The following is a 14,066-nucleotide window of genomic DNA, read 5'->3' as shown; positions in this document are numbered from 1 at the left end:
CGCCCACCTCAGCCAGTTGGCTGAATCAGGTGGAAATCTGGTTCGGCATTCTGTCTCGTAAAGCTTTACGCGGCGCCAGTTTCCAAAACATCGCAGCCCTGCGGCAAGCGATTGAAGACTTTATTGCCGCTTACAATCCAACGGCTACACCTTTTCGATGGCGGAAACGCGAGGTCCGCGGTGCGCAATTACGAAATACTATCGCTAACTTACGGAATTAAGCACTAGTTAATGCTCCCGCCAGCTCGATCAAAGCAATACAGCGCATCGTTGCTGAGCCGGCGGGAGCACTTTTATCCCTAATCAACGCACCACTAGAGGTTTATTATGCCGTTCGCTCACCAACCACCGCCTCCCCGTCCCGGCTGGAATTATCAAAGCTATTTTTTAAATCAATTGAACAAGCAAAAGCAGGCTAAGGAAGCCACACCCGGTTAATAGCGGTTTAAAATTTTACCGAGCACGGGTCACAGCCATTTGGCAGTTGCCAAACTTGCCGCGAAAACTTAATGGAAAATTGCCGCCTCGTGAAAACACGCCATGCAGGTTACAGGTATTTGAGCCAACGCCAATCAGGCTTGTGGGCTTTTAGGGCTTCAAAACTTCGGCAAACCGGATACAGCGTTAGCACCACTAACACCCAAATGCCATAAACCACCGGCAAACCATAGCCGTAGTCTTGCGGCAGCTCCGGCACCCAAATACCGCCACCGATTATTGCTGACACAGGTCCGTCTGTGACCGCCGCCACCAATACTGCCAGACCATGAATCAGGTACAAGTGCAGCAGATAAAATAACAACGGATTCCTGCCGAATACCTGCAAAACACCGAAGCGTTTCGCCGACTTGCCCTCAGCCAGCCCCAAGACCAGCAGCGCCGGTCCCAAAGTCATTAACAGATACAATAAGGAAGGAGGGTATTTATGACAGTTGATAAACGACAATACGCTAAATACGGGGTCTGGATAGCTTTGCCATGGCTTGGGATCACCGTAAACATTGCTGAAACGCAAAACCAAAAACAACCCTAACAGGCTTAGACCTAAAGTAAAAAGCCGGCGGCGTGTACGCCACAAATTATTAATCAATAAGTTTCCAAAACCGAAGCCAACCGCCATCACCCCTATCCACGGAATCAATGGATAGTAAGGATTCAATAGCCAGCCGTCACCGAACGGCACATCGTCACCGGTATGCAGCACGGCCCATAAAGGTCCAAAACCACCCAAATCAGCTGGCTTGATTGTATCGAAGATATTGTGCCCGACTATCATGGCCGCACCGAAGGCTACACACCAAGCCAGCGGCAACTTCACCAGCCCGGCCAAGGCGATCATCGACCAAGCAATTGCCCATAACACACCGCCGTCAATATGCCGCAGATCGGCGCGAAAATTCCACGACCAGGCTTCCACGGTGCACGTCAACACCAACAGCAATAGGCCACGTTCCAGCAAAAACCGGCTCAGCGGCGCATCCGCTCTCCGGCGACTCTGCCACAGATAAGCGCTGGTACCGGCCAAAAACACGAACACCGGTGCGCAGAAATGCGTGATCCAACGGGTCAGAAACAAGGCCACTGAGGTCTTATCCAGATCGGTGGGACTAAAACGGCTGTCGCTGAAAAAATCGCGAGTATGATCCAACGTCATCAATACCATGACCAAGCCGCGCAAAATGTCGATAGACGCCAAGCGTCTTGAAGATGAATTGCTACCCAAAATAATTTGCCCCCAGATGATTGGCTATGGAAGACACCGAGGGTAAGATCGATGAACAAAAAACTCAAGGGGAGATGCCATGAGCGAATCACGAATCGCTTGCGATTTACACGACTATATCGAAATTGCCTGTCTATACGGCTATCGGGTTAGATTGACATTAAAGGATCAAAGAATCGTCGAGGGCCGGGCACTGAATGTAGTGACTGAAGAAAGACGCGAATTTCTATTGGTAGAAGATAGCCCTGCCGGGAAAATAGCGCTGGATCAACTGGCAAAACTGCAAGTAATCACACCGAAAGCGCGATTTACCGAGGTAATTTTCTAAAGATAAGCAACAGCACTGGTTATACTGGCCGCTTTTATCCGTAAAACCACACGCCGTTCCATGTTAGAAATTTATTTAGACAGCGCCGATGTCGCCGGCATCAAAAACCTTTGCCCAGCTTTGCCCTTGGCGGGCGTTACTACCAATCCGTCGATTATGGCCGCCAGCGGTATGGGCCTACAGGAACTACTACCTGCGCTGACAGACATCATCGGCCCACAGGCGCGGTTTCATGTGCAAGTACTTAGTAACTCGGTTGACGGTATCATTGCGGAAGCACATAAACTTCATGAATTGCCGTTCGACATTATCGTCAAAATACCCGCGCATACCGCTGGTTTGAGTGCTATCAAACAGCTGAAAAAAGCTAATATCCCGCTATTAGCCACTGCGATTTACAACGTGCAGCAAGGGATGCTTGCTGCGCTGCATGGCGCGGATTACCTGGCACCCTATCTCAACCGCATCGACAATCAAGGCTTTGACGGCATTGCTGTCGTCAGCGATTTGCAGGCCTTCATCGACCGCTACCAATTGCCCAGCAAACTTTTGGTTGCCAGCTTCAAGAATGTCAATCAGGTGTTGCAGGTGTTAAAACTTGGCGTTGGCGCAGTCACTTTGCCGCTGGACATTGCCCAGCAAATCTTGACCACACCCGCTACCGACACCGCCGTTGAGAAATTCAGCCACGACTGGCAAGCGGCATTTGCCGATAAACTGTCTTTTGAAAGCTAAAGTACGGGGGAGGAGGTGTAGGGAACTCTGAAAACAACCCCGCCCTTCTCCTGGTACCGCACATTACAAAGCTTTGGCAAGCTTTTCGCGTCAATTGTTGTCATAACAGGGTACAATTAGACTAACATTATATTGATTAGCTTTGCGGCTAGACTTAAGCGCAAAGCGCACAATAAACACCCAATTCGAACCCTATTCGTGTAACCATGACAACTCAATCGCACGCCCTGAAAAATTCGCGCCATAGGTATGCCAGGTTAGCGTTGGCGGCCTGTATTTATTATGCGGGAACGGAGCAGGCATGGAGCGCAGATATGCCAGCTACAGTGCCGGAAACCAGTCTGCCTTCGATAAACAGCGTTCCTGAAGTCGTTAATCCTATCCCTGCCGACAACCCGATTGGCGCCATTCTGCTTAGCAAACGACATCCGCTGTTGTTACGCGCCGACTTTAGCCGCGTTAGCGAACTTGTTAGCCAAATCTACCTGAGCACTCAATTTCAACCGATCTGGTTTACGGCAAATCGCTCGGAAAAAAACCTTAACGATTTATTGAGCATATTAAACAATGCATCCAATGATGCGTTGAATCCTGCCAATTATGATGTTGACCGCCTGAAACAGCTGATCAATGAGCCAAATCCGGATAGTGCGGCCGTTGCGGGATACGATGTGGCTTTGACCGTGTCTTTGGTGCGTTATCTACACGATTTGCGGCACGGCCAAGTAGATCCCCGCGATGTTGAGTATCCGGTACACATCGCCCCCAAACCCGCTTTGGACTTGGCTGGCTTGTTGAAACAACACTTGGCAGCGCAAACATTGACCGAGGTAGTCGGTCAGTTTGAGCCTAAAACCAAGCAATACCAACAACTCAAACAAATTTTCACCCGCTTACAGCAGTTGGGAAATCAAACGGGGGCTCAGGAATTCAAGCCCGGCAAAATGCTACGTCCCGGCGATAAACATCCGCATATCGTGCATTTGCGCCAACGGCTACGGGACATGGCCTTACTGGACAATAATAATGCCGCCGACAGTAAAACTTACGACAACGATTTGGTTGCCGCCGTCAAAAAGGTTCAGCAACAACAAAGTTTAACGGCCGATGGCGTGATTGGCTCGGCCACTGCGGCATTATTCAATCAATCTTCGAGCGAAAAAATCGCCCAGATCGCGCTGGCTATGGAGCGCGCGCGCTGGATTCCGGACACCACCGATGGGCCGATGATTGTGGTTAATATCCCGGCCTTTGAGTTATGGGCGTTCAATTCAGTTGACGATCCCAACCCGCTGAACATGAAAGTGGTAGTAGGGAAATCCCCGAGCAACCAAACGCCGGTACTTTGGGAAGAAATGAAGTATTTGGAGTTTATGCCTTACTGGAACATTCCAAAAACTATTTATGAAAAAGAAATTCTGCCAAAAGCCGCCAATAACCAAGGCTATTTAGCCAGCCAGGAAATAGAACTGGTAAGACACCAAAACAGTGAAGAGAAAGGCGGTGGTAGTTATTTACGCGCGCGCCAGCGGCCTGGCAAGAAAAATCCGTTAGGACGGGTTAAGTTCGTATTTCCCAATACCGCCGATGTGTATTTACACGACACCCCAGGCCATGCCGCATTTAACCGCCCTCGTCGGGATTTAAGCCATGGTTGCGTGCGGGTATCGGCGCCGGAACAATTAGCCGAATTCGTCTTGGGTGATCAGGCCGGCTGGGACAAAGAATCCATCAAGCAAGCAATGTCGGCCCCTAAAACCCGCCACGTGACGCTAAAACGTGCCGTACCGGTACTGTTTTATTACGGCACGACATTTGTCGACCATCAAAACCAGTTACGTTTCTACCCGGACGTTTACGGCCAGGACGAACAACTGAAAAAGGCCTTGGACAAAATCCATGCGCCGACAACGGCTAGTTCGACAGCGAATAATCAATTAGTGATGAGCAAAAGCACGGACCTCGGCGACACTAATCCATAAACCGGAAAATCGAGCAGACATAAAAAAAGCGCCGCAAATGGCGCTTTTTTTATGAGCGAACGACTCTATAACTTCCAGGTTCTGAAGGTTCCCGTGTCCAGATGGATAAAGTTTGACTCAGGGTAATATCCAACGCCGCCACGGTGCATAGCCAGTGCCGCGCCATGAATACGCCGAAGGTCAAAGCGCTCGATACGAATATCAACTGCCCGACCCTGCATGTGGAAGCTATTGTTCGCCACACCGGAATTCTCGGCATGCAGTTTAGCGTTGGTCAATGGCGAACGATAACCGCAAATAACATCAAAAGGTTGATTTAAACCCAAAATTTGTTTCAAATCGTGTAACTGATCCAGCAACTCCGGATCGATAGGATGCACATCGTCGGTACGATAATCGCGCAACAAAAAGCTGATTTCATCCAAGGCATCGCTAAGGTAACGACCTCTTTCAAAATACGTCAGGCTCAATTTGTCCCCAGTATGCGGATTTTGAAAAGCCAAGGCCCGGTGAGTTGCAAAACGCCCGTGATCCGCCAAAAACAACGAATCTTGGCTAGGTCCCATGAATGATTCTCTTGGTGCCGGCTGAATAATAGAATGCACTCTACCGCCCTGATTACCATGTCGATTGGCATGGTAGGAAGCCGTGTTTACGTGTTGTTTTTTGCCTGTATAAATATCTCGTACACGAGACTCATGTAGGGAGTGGCGTTCTGCATGGGCTGTATGCAGCTGTCCATGCTGGCCGGCTACAGGTCTAAGGTTATTGCCACCAGCGCTTTTGCTTAGTTTGGCAGGTTGACGAACAGCCTTAGTCGCTTGAATGGCTCCATGTTTAGGCAAGCGCACTGCGCTCCTTGCCGACTTCTCCAATCGATGGTTTTTATCCGCTTTTACCGCTACGCTTTTCGCAGCATGAACGACGCCGGGCATCGCAATAGATAAAACCGCACCAACAGCCAGACGCCCAAAGAAGCTGCGTCGAGACAGCTCTACGTCGTCCTGCTTATTGTCTTGATTTTCTAAATTATGTCTCAGCATCCATAATCTCCTGATTCAACATCATTCGGATAGTGATGATTCCGAAGGCTAATGCCTAACGGGCTTTTGCAATTATAGCACTCCGTCACATTTCAAATTCGCTTTTGCCGACATTTTGCCGCAAGGATTGCTTACAAAGGAGACACGTAAACGTTCAATCCGCATCAAATTGCCACTCCATACCGCTTGAAACCTCGCTTTCTCTGCTTACTATTCGCGCTGATAGCATTTTACCGACCGCTGTAAAAGCACCAGCAACAGCCTGACAAACGCGAACAATTTAACCCCTTTGATATGCCAATACAGTCAAGCCGCATCATATTCAAATACTCAATTCTTGAACGTATGGTAGCGTAAAAGCTGACTTGAAAATTAAGCCGCCAAAACTTGCGGGGGACAAACTACCCCGTAAAACGAAAGCGCCAGCTTTGTGAATTAGCCTGTTTTCTTGCCATTTTTTTGATAAAAACACAAAATAATTTTAACTACGAACCGCTTGTCACAGAAGCTTTTTGCTAGAAAGCGTATGGTATCTCGACTGCAAATCATTGGAGAACGACATGGAAAAACTAATTAAACCCCAAAATCAACTGACACTGTCTCAACAGCTCTGTCATTCCTTTTTTTCCCAAAAAGGCTACGATCCTTTTATAAACTTTCATTCGCACGATGGCAGCGCAATGTACGACTCTTACTTACATCATCAAAGGAGTTTTGCATCCGGGATAACAGGACAAAACTGCCAAATCAGTTTTGTAAGCAAATTCACCAAATTGGAGTAATACACAACGGCGGACATAAAAGCCGCAACCGATTACTCAAACTCGTGAAGCGTCGCGGATAAATAATCGGCCTGTGCCAACAGCAGTAGACTTAGCAATCTCGACACCTAACCCATATCAGTCATTAGCTTGGCACAAGCCGCTTTATCAACACATTAGGATATGAGCATCAACAAGTTCTGATGCAGTTTTTTTATAGCCCATTGCCCGCATTCGCTTAGGCAGTAGCAACCTAGCCCTCTCTACGTTATATTCATCGGTAAAAGCGATAGACGCTAACCTTTGATGCTACCCAATTTACTTGTGACTACTCTATTTCAAATCCCGGAAAATCATCCACAACGGTTTATATTACATAACGAAGTTCATGCCAGGGCCTCGTCTATTCTTAGCTTGCCGGTCAGGGCCAGTTACTTAGCGCTGGCGTTATCAAGCGATGAAAAAATGCAGGAACGTCGGCATTTGAAAGCACTTTGCGAACGGTTTGGAACTGTACCGCCCGACCTAGATGCAGACCACTTTAGCGCCAGCTTCGATGCGTTCCAGATGAGTTGGGAGCAACACGGCGAATTCAGTACCTATAGTTTTTATGCCTATGACATAGACACAGAGCCGTTTGCAGCTCCTGCTTTAAAAAAAGTCCCGGTCGATTGGTTATCGCAGATCAGCGGAAAAGTGATTGTTGCCGCACACGCCAGCATCGTTTCCGCCGAGGAGGTTAATTATCAGGATGAAATGGATTTATCCCCGTTAACCGCCTACTTTGCCGGCAACCCAATCGTTGGTTCAAAAGTAACTGGCGGCGCGGCAGCCGTATTTACCGATTTCCGGATTCATGTCGATGGCTTTAGCCGTTTCTTGGTGGTTAATCAAAATTTGCGAACCGCGCAGGCGGGACGCTTGCTGCATCGCTTGTTCGATATTGAAGTTTACCGCGTGATGGCGCTGTTGGCGTTTCCGATTGCGCGTAAACTGTATCCAGAATTAAAGAAGGCAGATCGGCAGCTGTATACCATTACCAATTCGATGACCCAGCCGGATAACGACGACGCTAAACTATTGGATGAATTAACGGCATTGGCGGCTGAAGTGGAGAATCATATTTCCACTCATCAATTTCGTTTTGCCGCAGCCAGCGCATATTACCAATTGGTCGGCCAACGCCTGGAAGACTTGCGCGAAGTGCGGATTCAGGGCATTCAAACCTTGGGCGAATTCATGAAACGACGTATGGAACCAGCGATGCATACCTGCAATTCCGTATCCCACCGCTTCACCCTGGTTTCCGAGCGCGTCAGCAATGCCAGCCAGTTGTTACGCACCAAAGTCGACATTATTATCGAGCGGCAAAACCAGGGCCTGTTATCCTCCATGGCCCTGCGTGCAAAAATGCAGTTGCGCATGCAACAAATGGTGGAAGGCATTTCGATGGTAGCTATCACCTATTATGCCGCGAGCCTAATCGGCAAAATCGCCGAAGCACTGCACAGTTTAGGATGGCACGTAGACGCCGAGTTGGTGGAAGGCGCATCGATTCCGTTTATTTTGGTCATCATCGGCATAAGTACTAAGCGAATTCACAAGATCATTGCCAATACGACGGAATGAATATCATCCCATCATGGTGTGCGCCGTAAACCAGCCAAATATTGAACAGAACAAAGATGACATTTATTTATCAAAATCATGCCATTAGATGGTTTTAAGGATAGACTGATTAAGCCCGGCCGGACGACTTTCAGGCAGTCCGAACAATCCCCTCCAAATCTTCGTGGTTTTTTGTGCGCGGAGCATCGGCTACAATCGCCGGGCTTTCTTTAAACCGTGATTACAATTCGAGGAATCTATCAATGGCAGAGTATAGAAAATACAAATGCAAAACCTGCGGCCACGTTTACGACGAGCAGTTGGGCGATCCCCGCAACGGCGTGGCCCCCGGCACTCGTTGGGAAGATGTTCCAGAAGATTGGGGCTGCCCTAAATGCGGGGCGGTAAAATCTATGTTTACTCTGGTACGTTAACAAGCGTCTAACGCAGTCAATAAAAAGGGCGCAATTTGCGCCCTTTTTCGTTTGATTAATCCGACGAAAGTTATGCGAGTTTGTTCTTAATAAAGTCGACGAGTTTATCAAATTCAACATTCTGGCTTTCTTTGTCCATGCGGCCTTGATATTCGACGGTACCGCTATCCAGGCCACGGTCGCCTATTACGATCCGGTGCGGAATGCCGATCAGTTCCATATCCGAGAACATGAATCCGGCTCGAACCTTTCTATCGTCCAGCAACACTTCGATGCCGGCATCCGTTAAATCTTTATAGATTTTCTCGACCGTATCAATCAAACGATCAGACTTATGCATATTCATTGGGCAAATAGCGACTTGAAATGGCGCCAGCTCATTGGGCCAGATAATGCCGCGCTCATCGTGGCCTTGTTCGATGGCCGCCGCAACCACCCGCGAGATACCAATCCCATAGCAGCCCATGATCATGATCTGGTTTTTACCGGCTTCGTTAATGATGGAGGCGTTCATCGCTTCGCTGTATTTTGTGCCGAGCTGAAAAATGTGGCCCACTTCTATGCCTCGGGCAATGGTAATTTGACCCTTGCCGTCCGGGCTAGCATCACCTTCTAATACCATCCGCAAGTCTGCAATGTGCTCAGGTAAGGCGAGGTCGCGCTGCCAGTTGACACCTTGATAATGTTTGCCGTCTTGGTTGGCGCCGCAAATAAAGTCGAACATCAAAATCACGCTGCGATCGGCAACTATCTTGATGCTCAAGTCGATAGGACCTATCGAACCGGGTTTGCAGTGGCAGGCGCCGAGAATTTCTTCATCGCTGGCAAATTGCAGTGGCGACAGGACACCGTCGATTTTTTCGGCTTTAATCGGGTTTAATTCGTGATCACCCCGCAGCAGCAAGGCAACCAAGCTGGCGTCCTCACCTCTGACAATCAAGGTTTTCAGGCACTGTTTGGCATCGACCTTAAAAAATCGGCTGACGTCTTCGATGCTATGCTGATTTGGTGTATCAACCAAAACCATAGTTTGAGTCGGCTCGGCGCGTATCCCTTCAGGCATTAGAGCTTCGGCTTTTTCGACATTCGCGGCGTAATCGCTAGCGGTGGAAAAAGCTATCGCATCTTCGCCGGATTCGGCAAGTACGTGAAACTCATGGGAAACCGCGCCGCCAATTGAGCCGGAATCGGCTATCACGGCCCGGAATTTCAAACCAAAGCGGTTAAAAATATTGGTGTAGGCTTGATACATTACGTCGTAAGTCGCCTGTAACGATTCCTGATCGAGATGGAACGAGTAAGCATCTTTCATGATAAATTCGCGCGAGCGCATCACACCGAAACGCGGACGAATTTCATCACGGAATTTGCTCTGAATTTGGTAATACGTTACTGGCAGCTGTTTGTAGCTTTTCAACTCATGACGAGCGAGGTCAGTAATAATTTCCTCGTGCGTCGGGCCCAGACAAAATTCGCGGTCGTGGCGGTCTTTCAGCCGCGCCAATTCCGGTCCGTATTTTTCCCAACGACCGGTTTCTTGCCATAGCTCCGCAGGTTGCAAAGCCGGCATCAGTACTTCCAGACCGCCCGCTTTATTCATTTCCGCACGTACAATATGCTCCACTTTACGCAATACCCGCAAACCCAGTGGCAGCCAGGTGTAGACGCCCGCGGCAAGTTTACGGATCAAGCCGGCGCGTATCATGAGTTTGTGGCTGGCTATTTCGGCGTCGGCCGGTATTTCTTTGACGGTACTAAGAGGAAATTGGGAAGTGCGCATATTGGCCCTGAAGTTGTTTTATCAAAACCGCTATTTTAACGGCTAAACGCCAAAACCACGAATCAACGACACTATTTGAGTCTATCCTACTAACTTTTAGCATTGCTGTTGTTGATGAAATTTGGGAAACTTGACCTGATAGAAGCCCCAGAAAAAGGAAGTTATGATTAAAGTATTGCTGGTTGATGATCATGAGCTTGTCAGAAGCGGTATAGAAGCTTTGTTGGCAGCTGAAAAGAATATTGTGGTGGTCGCCGTCTGTAATTGTGGCGAGGAGGCTTTGCGGATTGTCGAACAAGAGCCGCCCGATGTCATTTTGATGGACATTAATATGCCCGGCATAGGCGGGTTTGAAGCGTGCCGGCGCATACTGCAATCGCAGCCATCGATTAAAATCATCGCCTTGTCGGTGCATAACGACGGCCCCATACCGCAACAGTTGCTGAAACTAGGTGTGGTCGGCTTTGTATCCAAGGCTTCGCCGGTCAGCGAAATGGTGGCGGCAATTAAATCGGTAATTTCCGGTAAGCGCTATTTGTGCCAGGACGTGGCCAGTAATTTGGCTTTTCAGTTTTTGCCTGGCGCGGATGTCTCGCCTTTTTTACAGCTTTCCCAGCGTGAGGCTGAAGTAGTACGTCTGATTTTGCGTGGCAGGAGCATTCAGGAAATGTCGGAGGCTTTGCAACTGAGCGACAAGACCATCAACACCTACCGCTATCGCTTGTATCGCAAATTGAATATAAAGAACGATGTGGAGTTGACCAGATTGGCAGTCAAATTTAATTATCTTGATGCCCTTTAAAAAACAGGGATGCGAGGCTGTTTGCCACACATCCCTAGAGTAGTCAGACCAAGGTGCGGGCTTTGGTAAAGGCTTCCCGAAAATCCAGAAAGACCGGTTTTTCCGCTTCCAGCATCATTTTCAACAATTCATGTTGCAACTGATATTTGACATTACCTATCGCCAGCGCACCGACACCGACCGCATTTGTCGCTTGATTCGCCAAGCTTAATGGTGCTGATAAATCATTTAACTCTACGCCTTCTATACCGGAAGGCGGTACGGCATTGACATCACCGGCTACTTTCAACTGCTTGGCTTGCGCCAGAACGGCCGCATTGATAACTCGAATACCGGCCTTTGCCGTGCAGAATACTAAGTCTGCATCGGCTATTAACGCGGCTTTTTCTTCGTCATTGCGGGCAACTCCGCCACTCATGGTGGCACCAAAACGCCGGTTATATTGTTTGGCCGCGTCTTTTGCGGAATCTATTGATAGATGATCCACCAAGATTGTTTCCGCGCCTTGCAACGACGCTATCACGCCGGTGGCGATGCCGACCGGACCGGTGCCGCCGAACACTACCGCTTTACTGCCCTTCAATTCCTTACCATGATGTTGTTTAAGCGCCTTTTCCACGCACGCCACCAAAGCTGCTGCGGTGGTGCAAGCACCGCTCGGATCGGCAAATACTGAAACCTCAAACGGCGGCACCATGGCCGGCTTGGTGGCTTGCAGCATGTCAATAGCCATGCCCATATCCCTGCCGCCGATAAAGATAGCGGTTTTCTTACTGGCCGACGGACTACGCGAAAAAATCGCATCTTGGGTCAAATTGTGAATGGTCTCCAATTTGACGTTGGAATACGGCATCAGCACATCAAAGCCTGCGTCGAGTGCCATGTTAATGTCAAACGGACTGTTGTTTGGCATCGGGTCGAACATGTGAAGTATGCTGCGTTTTGCCATTTTTACCTTACCCTCTGTGATAGGCAGACTTTGGGGAGCTTAGCTAATTACTTAGACGATTTGATGAATTCGCGAGCGACTTCAAAAGCGTGTTCGAAATGTAAGAATAGCGGTTGATCGCTTTCCAGCATTCTTTTCAGCAAACGACTTTGCGCTTGGTATTTGATGTTGCCTATCGCTAGCGCGCCTATGCCTACCGCACCGCTGGTGGATCCGGCTAACGGTTTGCCGTTATCGAACGCATCCACACCGGCAATGCCGGCCGGCGGCACCGCATTGACATCAGCGGCTACTTTCAATTGCGCAGCTTGGGAGATTAATTCTGTGCTGAGCAATTCAATGCCGGCCGCACCCGTTGCAAAAACTACATCGGCGGTTTTCATGTATTCGGCCTTATCGGCGTCGGCGCCTGCCAGCACCGTAATTTTGCCGTCGCCAAATTCTTCGCTGCATAGCTCTGCGGTGCGCTCGGCTTTATCGAGTTGCCTGCCGATAATTCTGACTTTAGCGCCTGCTTGAGCGGCAATCACCGCAGCCGCTTGACCGACCGGACCGGTACCGCCCAGGGCGATCACGTTTTTACCTTCCAAGGTGGTGTCGAATTTTTCAGCCAGTTCTTTTTCAACTGCTGCGACCATACCGGCTGCCGTAGTGAATGCACCGCTAGGATCGGCGAATACCGATACTTCGAAAGGCGGGACCATGGAATTCTTGGCCATTTTCAACATATCCATTGCTTGCTTGGTCTCCCGGCCACCGATAAAGATGGCGGTGCGCAACAGGCCTTTCGGGCTGCGCGAAAAAATAGCATCTTGGACCAAGCCCCTGACTTCGCTGGGTTCAACATTGATGTAGGGGATTGCTGAAATCCAGCCTGCGTCCATCGCCATATTGACGTCGAACGGGCTTAAGTTCTTGGCTGTAGTCAGCATGTGCAGGATAAAGGGTTTTTCCATGATGGCCTCTTATAATTTGATTAGCCGGTAAGTATAAAAGAAAAGGCAAGACGATAACAATTTTAGGCTAAATGCCGAATTGCGCATTATTTTAAGCGCGCCGGCACATGCGGCTCGATAGCGTGGTACATCAATTGATGCATCTTAGGGTTGCCAACAATGATGTTGCCGGACTGTAAGTATTTGTCGTTAAAGGAAAAATCTGTGGCGACACCACCAGCTTCCTGAACCAGCAACACTCCGGCAGCAATATCCCATTCCTTCACGCCGATTTCCCAGTACGCATCCAGACGACCGCAGGCCACATAAGCCATGTCCAGTGCGGCAGCTCCGGCGCGGCGGATACCTGCTGAGTCGGCACAAACGGCTTTAAACATGCCCAAGTAGGGTTCGATATTTTCCATGGTTTTAAACGGAAAACCCGTGCCAATCAGGGCGCCGCGCATACTGCTTTGTTTGGTGACCCGGATTTTGCGATTGTTCAACATAGCGCCGCCGCCGCGTTCGGCAGTGAAAAGTTCGTCGCGGCTAGGGTCGTAAATCACACCCAACTCTAGTTTATTTTTGTTTTTTAGCGCTATAGACACGGCATATTGTGGAAAGCCGTGTAAAAAATTAGTGGTGCCATCCAAAGGGTCAATTATCCAGGTGTAGTCGTTACCTTTGTGTTCGCCGCTTTCTTCGGCGAGAATGCCATGGTCGGGAAACGCGGCGCGAATGACTTTGATAATTTCCTGCTCGGCGGCCAGATCAACCTCGGAGGCGTAGTCATTACGGCTTTTTTGATCGATAGTGAGTTTCTCGATATTTTGTGAAGAGCGTTGGATTAGGTCGCCGGCGTTCCGCGCTGCGCGGACGGCAATATTAAGCATCGGGTGCATAGATCGAATTGATAATGAGCAGTTAGAAAACTCGGATAGGATAGCAAATTTTGCTAGAATCGCTGCTTTTTTAGCCGCAGAGGC

The 14,066-nt window shown here is 49.1% G+C and carries 13 protein-coding genes; 7 read left to right on the top strand and 6 right to left on the bottom strand.

Annotation, left to right across the window (positions count from 1 at the left end; all coding sequences use genetic code 11):
• The coding region (locus CWO84_RS21200; RefSeq protein ID WP_165786394.1) for an IS3 family transposase at positions 1 to 221 on the top strand (221 nt) is incomplete at its 5' end.
• Between the two features lie 326 nt (positions 222 to 547).
• Here CWO84_RS21200 and CWO84_RS21195 read toward each other — a convergent pair.
• Entirely contained in the window at positions 548 to 1,723 is a 1,176-nt protein-coding gene (locus tag CWO84_RS21195) for a heparan-alpha-glucosaminide N-acetyltransferase domain-containing protein (RefSeq protein ID WP_101055039.1), read from the bottom strand.
• Positions 1,724 to 1,802: 79 nt separating this feature from the next.
• On the opposite strand from CWO84_RS21195, the gene CWO84_RS21190 reads away from it, so the two are divergent.
• From CWO84_RS21190 to CWO84_RS21180, 3 genes are all read left to right on the top strand, one after another.
• Positions 1,803 to 2,051 (top strand): Rho-binding antiterminator, encoded by a 249-nt coding sequence (locus CWO84_RS21190; RefSeq protein ID WP_101055037.1) that lies wholly within the window; start codon positions 1,803 to 1,805, stop codon positions 2,049 to 2,051.
• A gap of 60 nt (positions 2,052 to 2,111) precedes the next feature.
• The gene (locus tag CWO84_RS21185) at positions 2,112 to 2,786 is read left to right on the top strand and encodes a transaldolase family protein (protein WP_101055035.1); all 675 of its coding nucleotides are present in this window, start codon (positions 2,112 to 2,114) and stop codon (positions 2,784 to 2,786) included.
• Positions 2,787 to 3,100: 314 nt separating this feature from the next.
• Positions 3,101 to 4,768, top strand: coding sequence for a L,D-transpeptidase family protein (locus CWO84_RS21180; RefSeq protein WP_101055033.1), 1,668 nt, complete (start codon positions 3,101 to 3,103; stop codon positions 4,766 to 4,768).
• 65 nt (positions 4,769 to 4,833) lie between these two features.
• Here the strand turns inward: CWO84_RS21180 and CWO84_RS21175 are convergent, their stop codons facing one another.
• Positions 4,834 to 5,811, bottom strand: coding sequence for a DUF882 domain-containing protein (locus tag CWO84_RS21175; protein ID WP_101055031.1), 978 nt, complete (start codon positions 5,809 to 5,811; stop codon positions 4,834 to 4,836).
• A gap of 1,085 nt (positions 5,812 to 6,896) precedes the next feature.
• Here CWO84_RS21175 and CWO84_RS21165 point away from each other — a divergent pair.
• Both CWO84_RS21165 and CWO84_RS21160 read left to right on the top strand, forming a co-directional pair.
• Positions 6,897 to 8,201: a DUF3422 domain-containing protein gene (locus tag CWO84_RS21165; protein ID WP_240618113.1), complete on the top strand. Its 1,305-nt coding sequence runs from the start codon at positions 6,897 to 6,899 to the stop codon at positions 8,199 to 8,201.
• 242 nt (positions 8,202 to 8,443) lie between these two features.
• Positions 8,444 to 8,614 (top strand): rubredoxin, encoded by a 171-nt coding sequence (locus tag CWO84_RS21160; RefSeq protein WP_084153209.1) that lies wholly within the window; start codon positions 8,444 to 8,446, stop codon positions 8,612 to 8,614.
• A 70-nt stretch (positions 8,615 to 8,684) separates the two neighbouring features.
• Here CWO84_RS21160 and CWO84_RS21155 read toward each other — a convergent pair whose 3' ends face one another.
• The gene (locus CWO84_RS21155) at positions 8,685 to 10,394 is read right to left on the bottom strand and encodes a proline--tRNA ligase (protein WP_101055027.1); all 1,710 of its coding nucleotides are present in this window, start codon (positions 10,392 to 10,394) and stop codon (positions 8,685 to 8,687) included.
• Between the two features lie 163 nt (positions 10,395 to 10,557).
• On the opposite strand from CWO84_RS21155, the gene CWO84_RS21150 reads away from it, so the two are divergent.
• On the top strand, positions 10,558 to 11,196 hold the full coding sequence (locus tag CWO84_RS21150; RefSeq protein ID WP_101055025.1) for a response regulator: 639 nt from the start codon (positions 10,558 to 10,560) through the stop codon (positions 11,194 to 11,196).
• A gap of 43 nt (positions 11,197 to 11,239) precedes the next feature.
• Here CWO84_RS21150 and CWO84_RS21145 read toward each other — a convergent pair whose 3' ends face one another.
• From CWO84_RS21145 to CWO84_RS21135, 3 genes are all read right to left on the bottom strand, one after another.
• Positions 11,240 to 12,145, bottom strand: coding sequence for an NAD(P)-dependent methylenetetrahydromethanopterin dehydrogenase (locus tag CWO84_RS21145; protein WP_101055023.1), 906 nt, complete (start codon positions 12,143 to 12,145; stop codon positions 11,240 to 11,242).
• Between the two features lie 47 nt (positions 12,146 to 12,192).
• The gene (locus CWO84_RS21140) at positions 12,193 to 13,101 is read right to left on the bottom strand and encodes an NAD(P)-dependent methylenetetrahydromethanopterin dehydrogenase (RefSeq protein ID WP_101055021.1); all 909 of its coding nucleotides are present in this window, start codon (positions 13,099 to 13,101) and stop codon (positions 12,193 to 12,195) included.
• An 86-nt stretch (positions 13,102 to 13,187) separates the two neighbouring features.
• Complete coding sequence (locus CWO84_RS21135; RefSeq protein ID WP_101055019.1) at positions 13,188 to 13,982, bottom strand: inositol monophosphatase family protein; 795 nt, start codon at positions 13,980 to 13,982, stop codon at positions 13,188 to 13,190.
• Positions 13,983 to 14,066 lie beyond the last annotated feature (84 nt).

Origin of the sequence: Methylomonas sp. Kb3, from assembly GCF_002834115.1 — a bacterium.
GTDB lineage: Bacteria > Pseudomonadota > Gammaproteobacteria > Methylococcales > Methylomonadaceae > Methylomonas > Methylomonas defluvii.
This window is presented reverse-complemented; position numbering and strand designations above follow the sequence as displayed.

Bases quoted from the DNA above. Each gene is read 5' to 3' on its own strand.
- CWO84_RS21190 (WP_101055037.1), top strand. From the start codon at position 1,803: ATGAGCGAATCACGAATCGCTTGCGATTTACACGACTATATCGAAATT.
- CWO84_RS21185 (WP_101055035.1), top strand. From the start codon at position 2,112: ATGTTAGAAATTTATTTAGACAGCGCCGATGTCGCCGGCATCAAAAAC.
- CWO84_RS21180 (WP_101055033.1), top strand. From the start codon at position 3,101: ATGCCAGCTACAGTGCCGGAAACCAGTCTGCCTTCGATAAACAGCGTT.
- CWO84_RS21175 (WP_101055031.1), bottom strand. From the start codon at position 5,811: ATGCTGAGACATAATTTAGAAAATCAAGACAATAAGCAGGACGACGTA.
- CWO84_RS21160 (WP_084153209.1), top strand. From the start codon at position 8,444: ATGGCAGAGTATAGAAAATACAAATGCAAAACCTGCGGCCACGTTTAC.
- CWO84_RS21155 (WP_101055027.1), bottom strand. From the start codon at position 10,394: ATGCGCACTTCCCAATTTCCTCTTAGTACCGTCAAAGAAATACCGGCC.
- CWO84_RS21150 (WP_101055025.1), top strand. From the start codon at position 10,558: ATGATTAAAGTATTGCTGGTTGATGATCATGAGCTTGTCAGAAGCGGT.
- CWO84_RS21145 (WP_101055023.1), bottom strand. From the start codon at position 12,145: ATGGCAAAACGCAGCATACTTCACATGTTCGACCCGATGCCAAACAAC.
- CWO84_RS21140 (WP_101055021.1), bottom strand. From the start codon at position 13,101: ATGGAAAAACCCTTTATCCTGCACATGCTGACTACAGCCAAGAACTTA.
- CWO84_RS21135 (WP_101055019.1), bottom strand. From the start codon at position 13,982: ATGCACCCGATGCTTAATATTGCCGTCCGCGCAGCGCGGAACGCCGGC.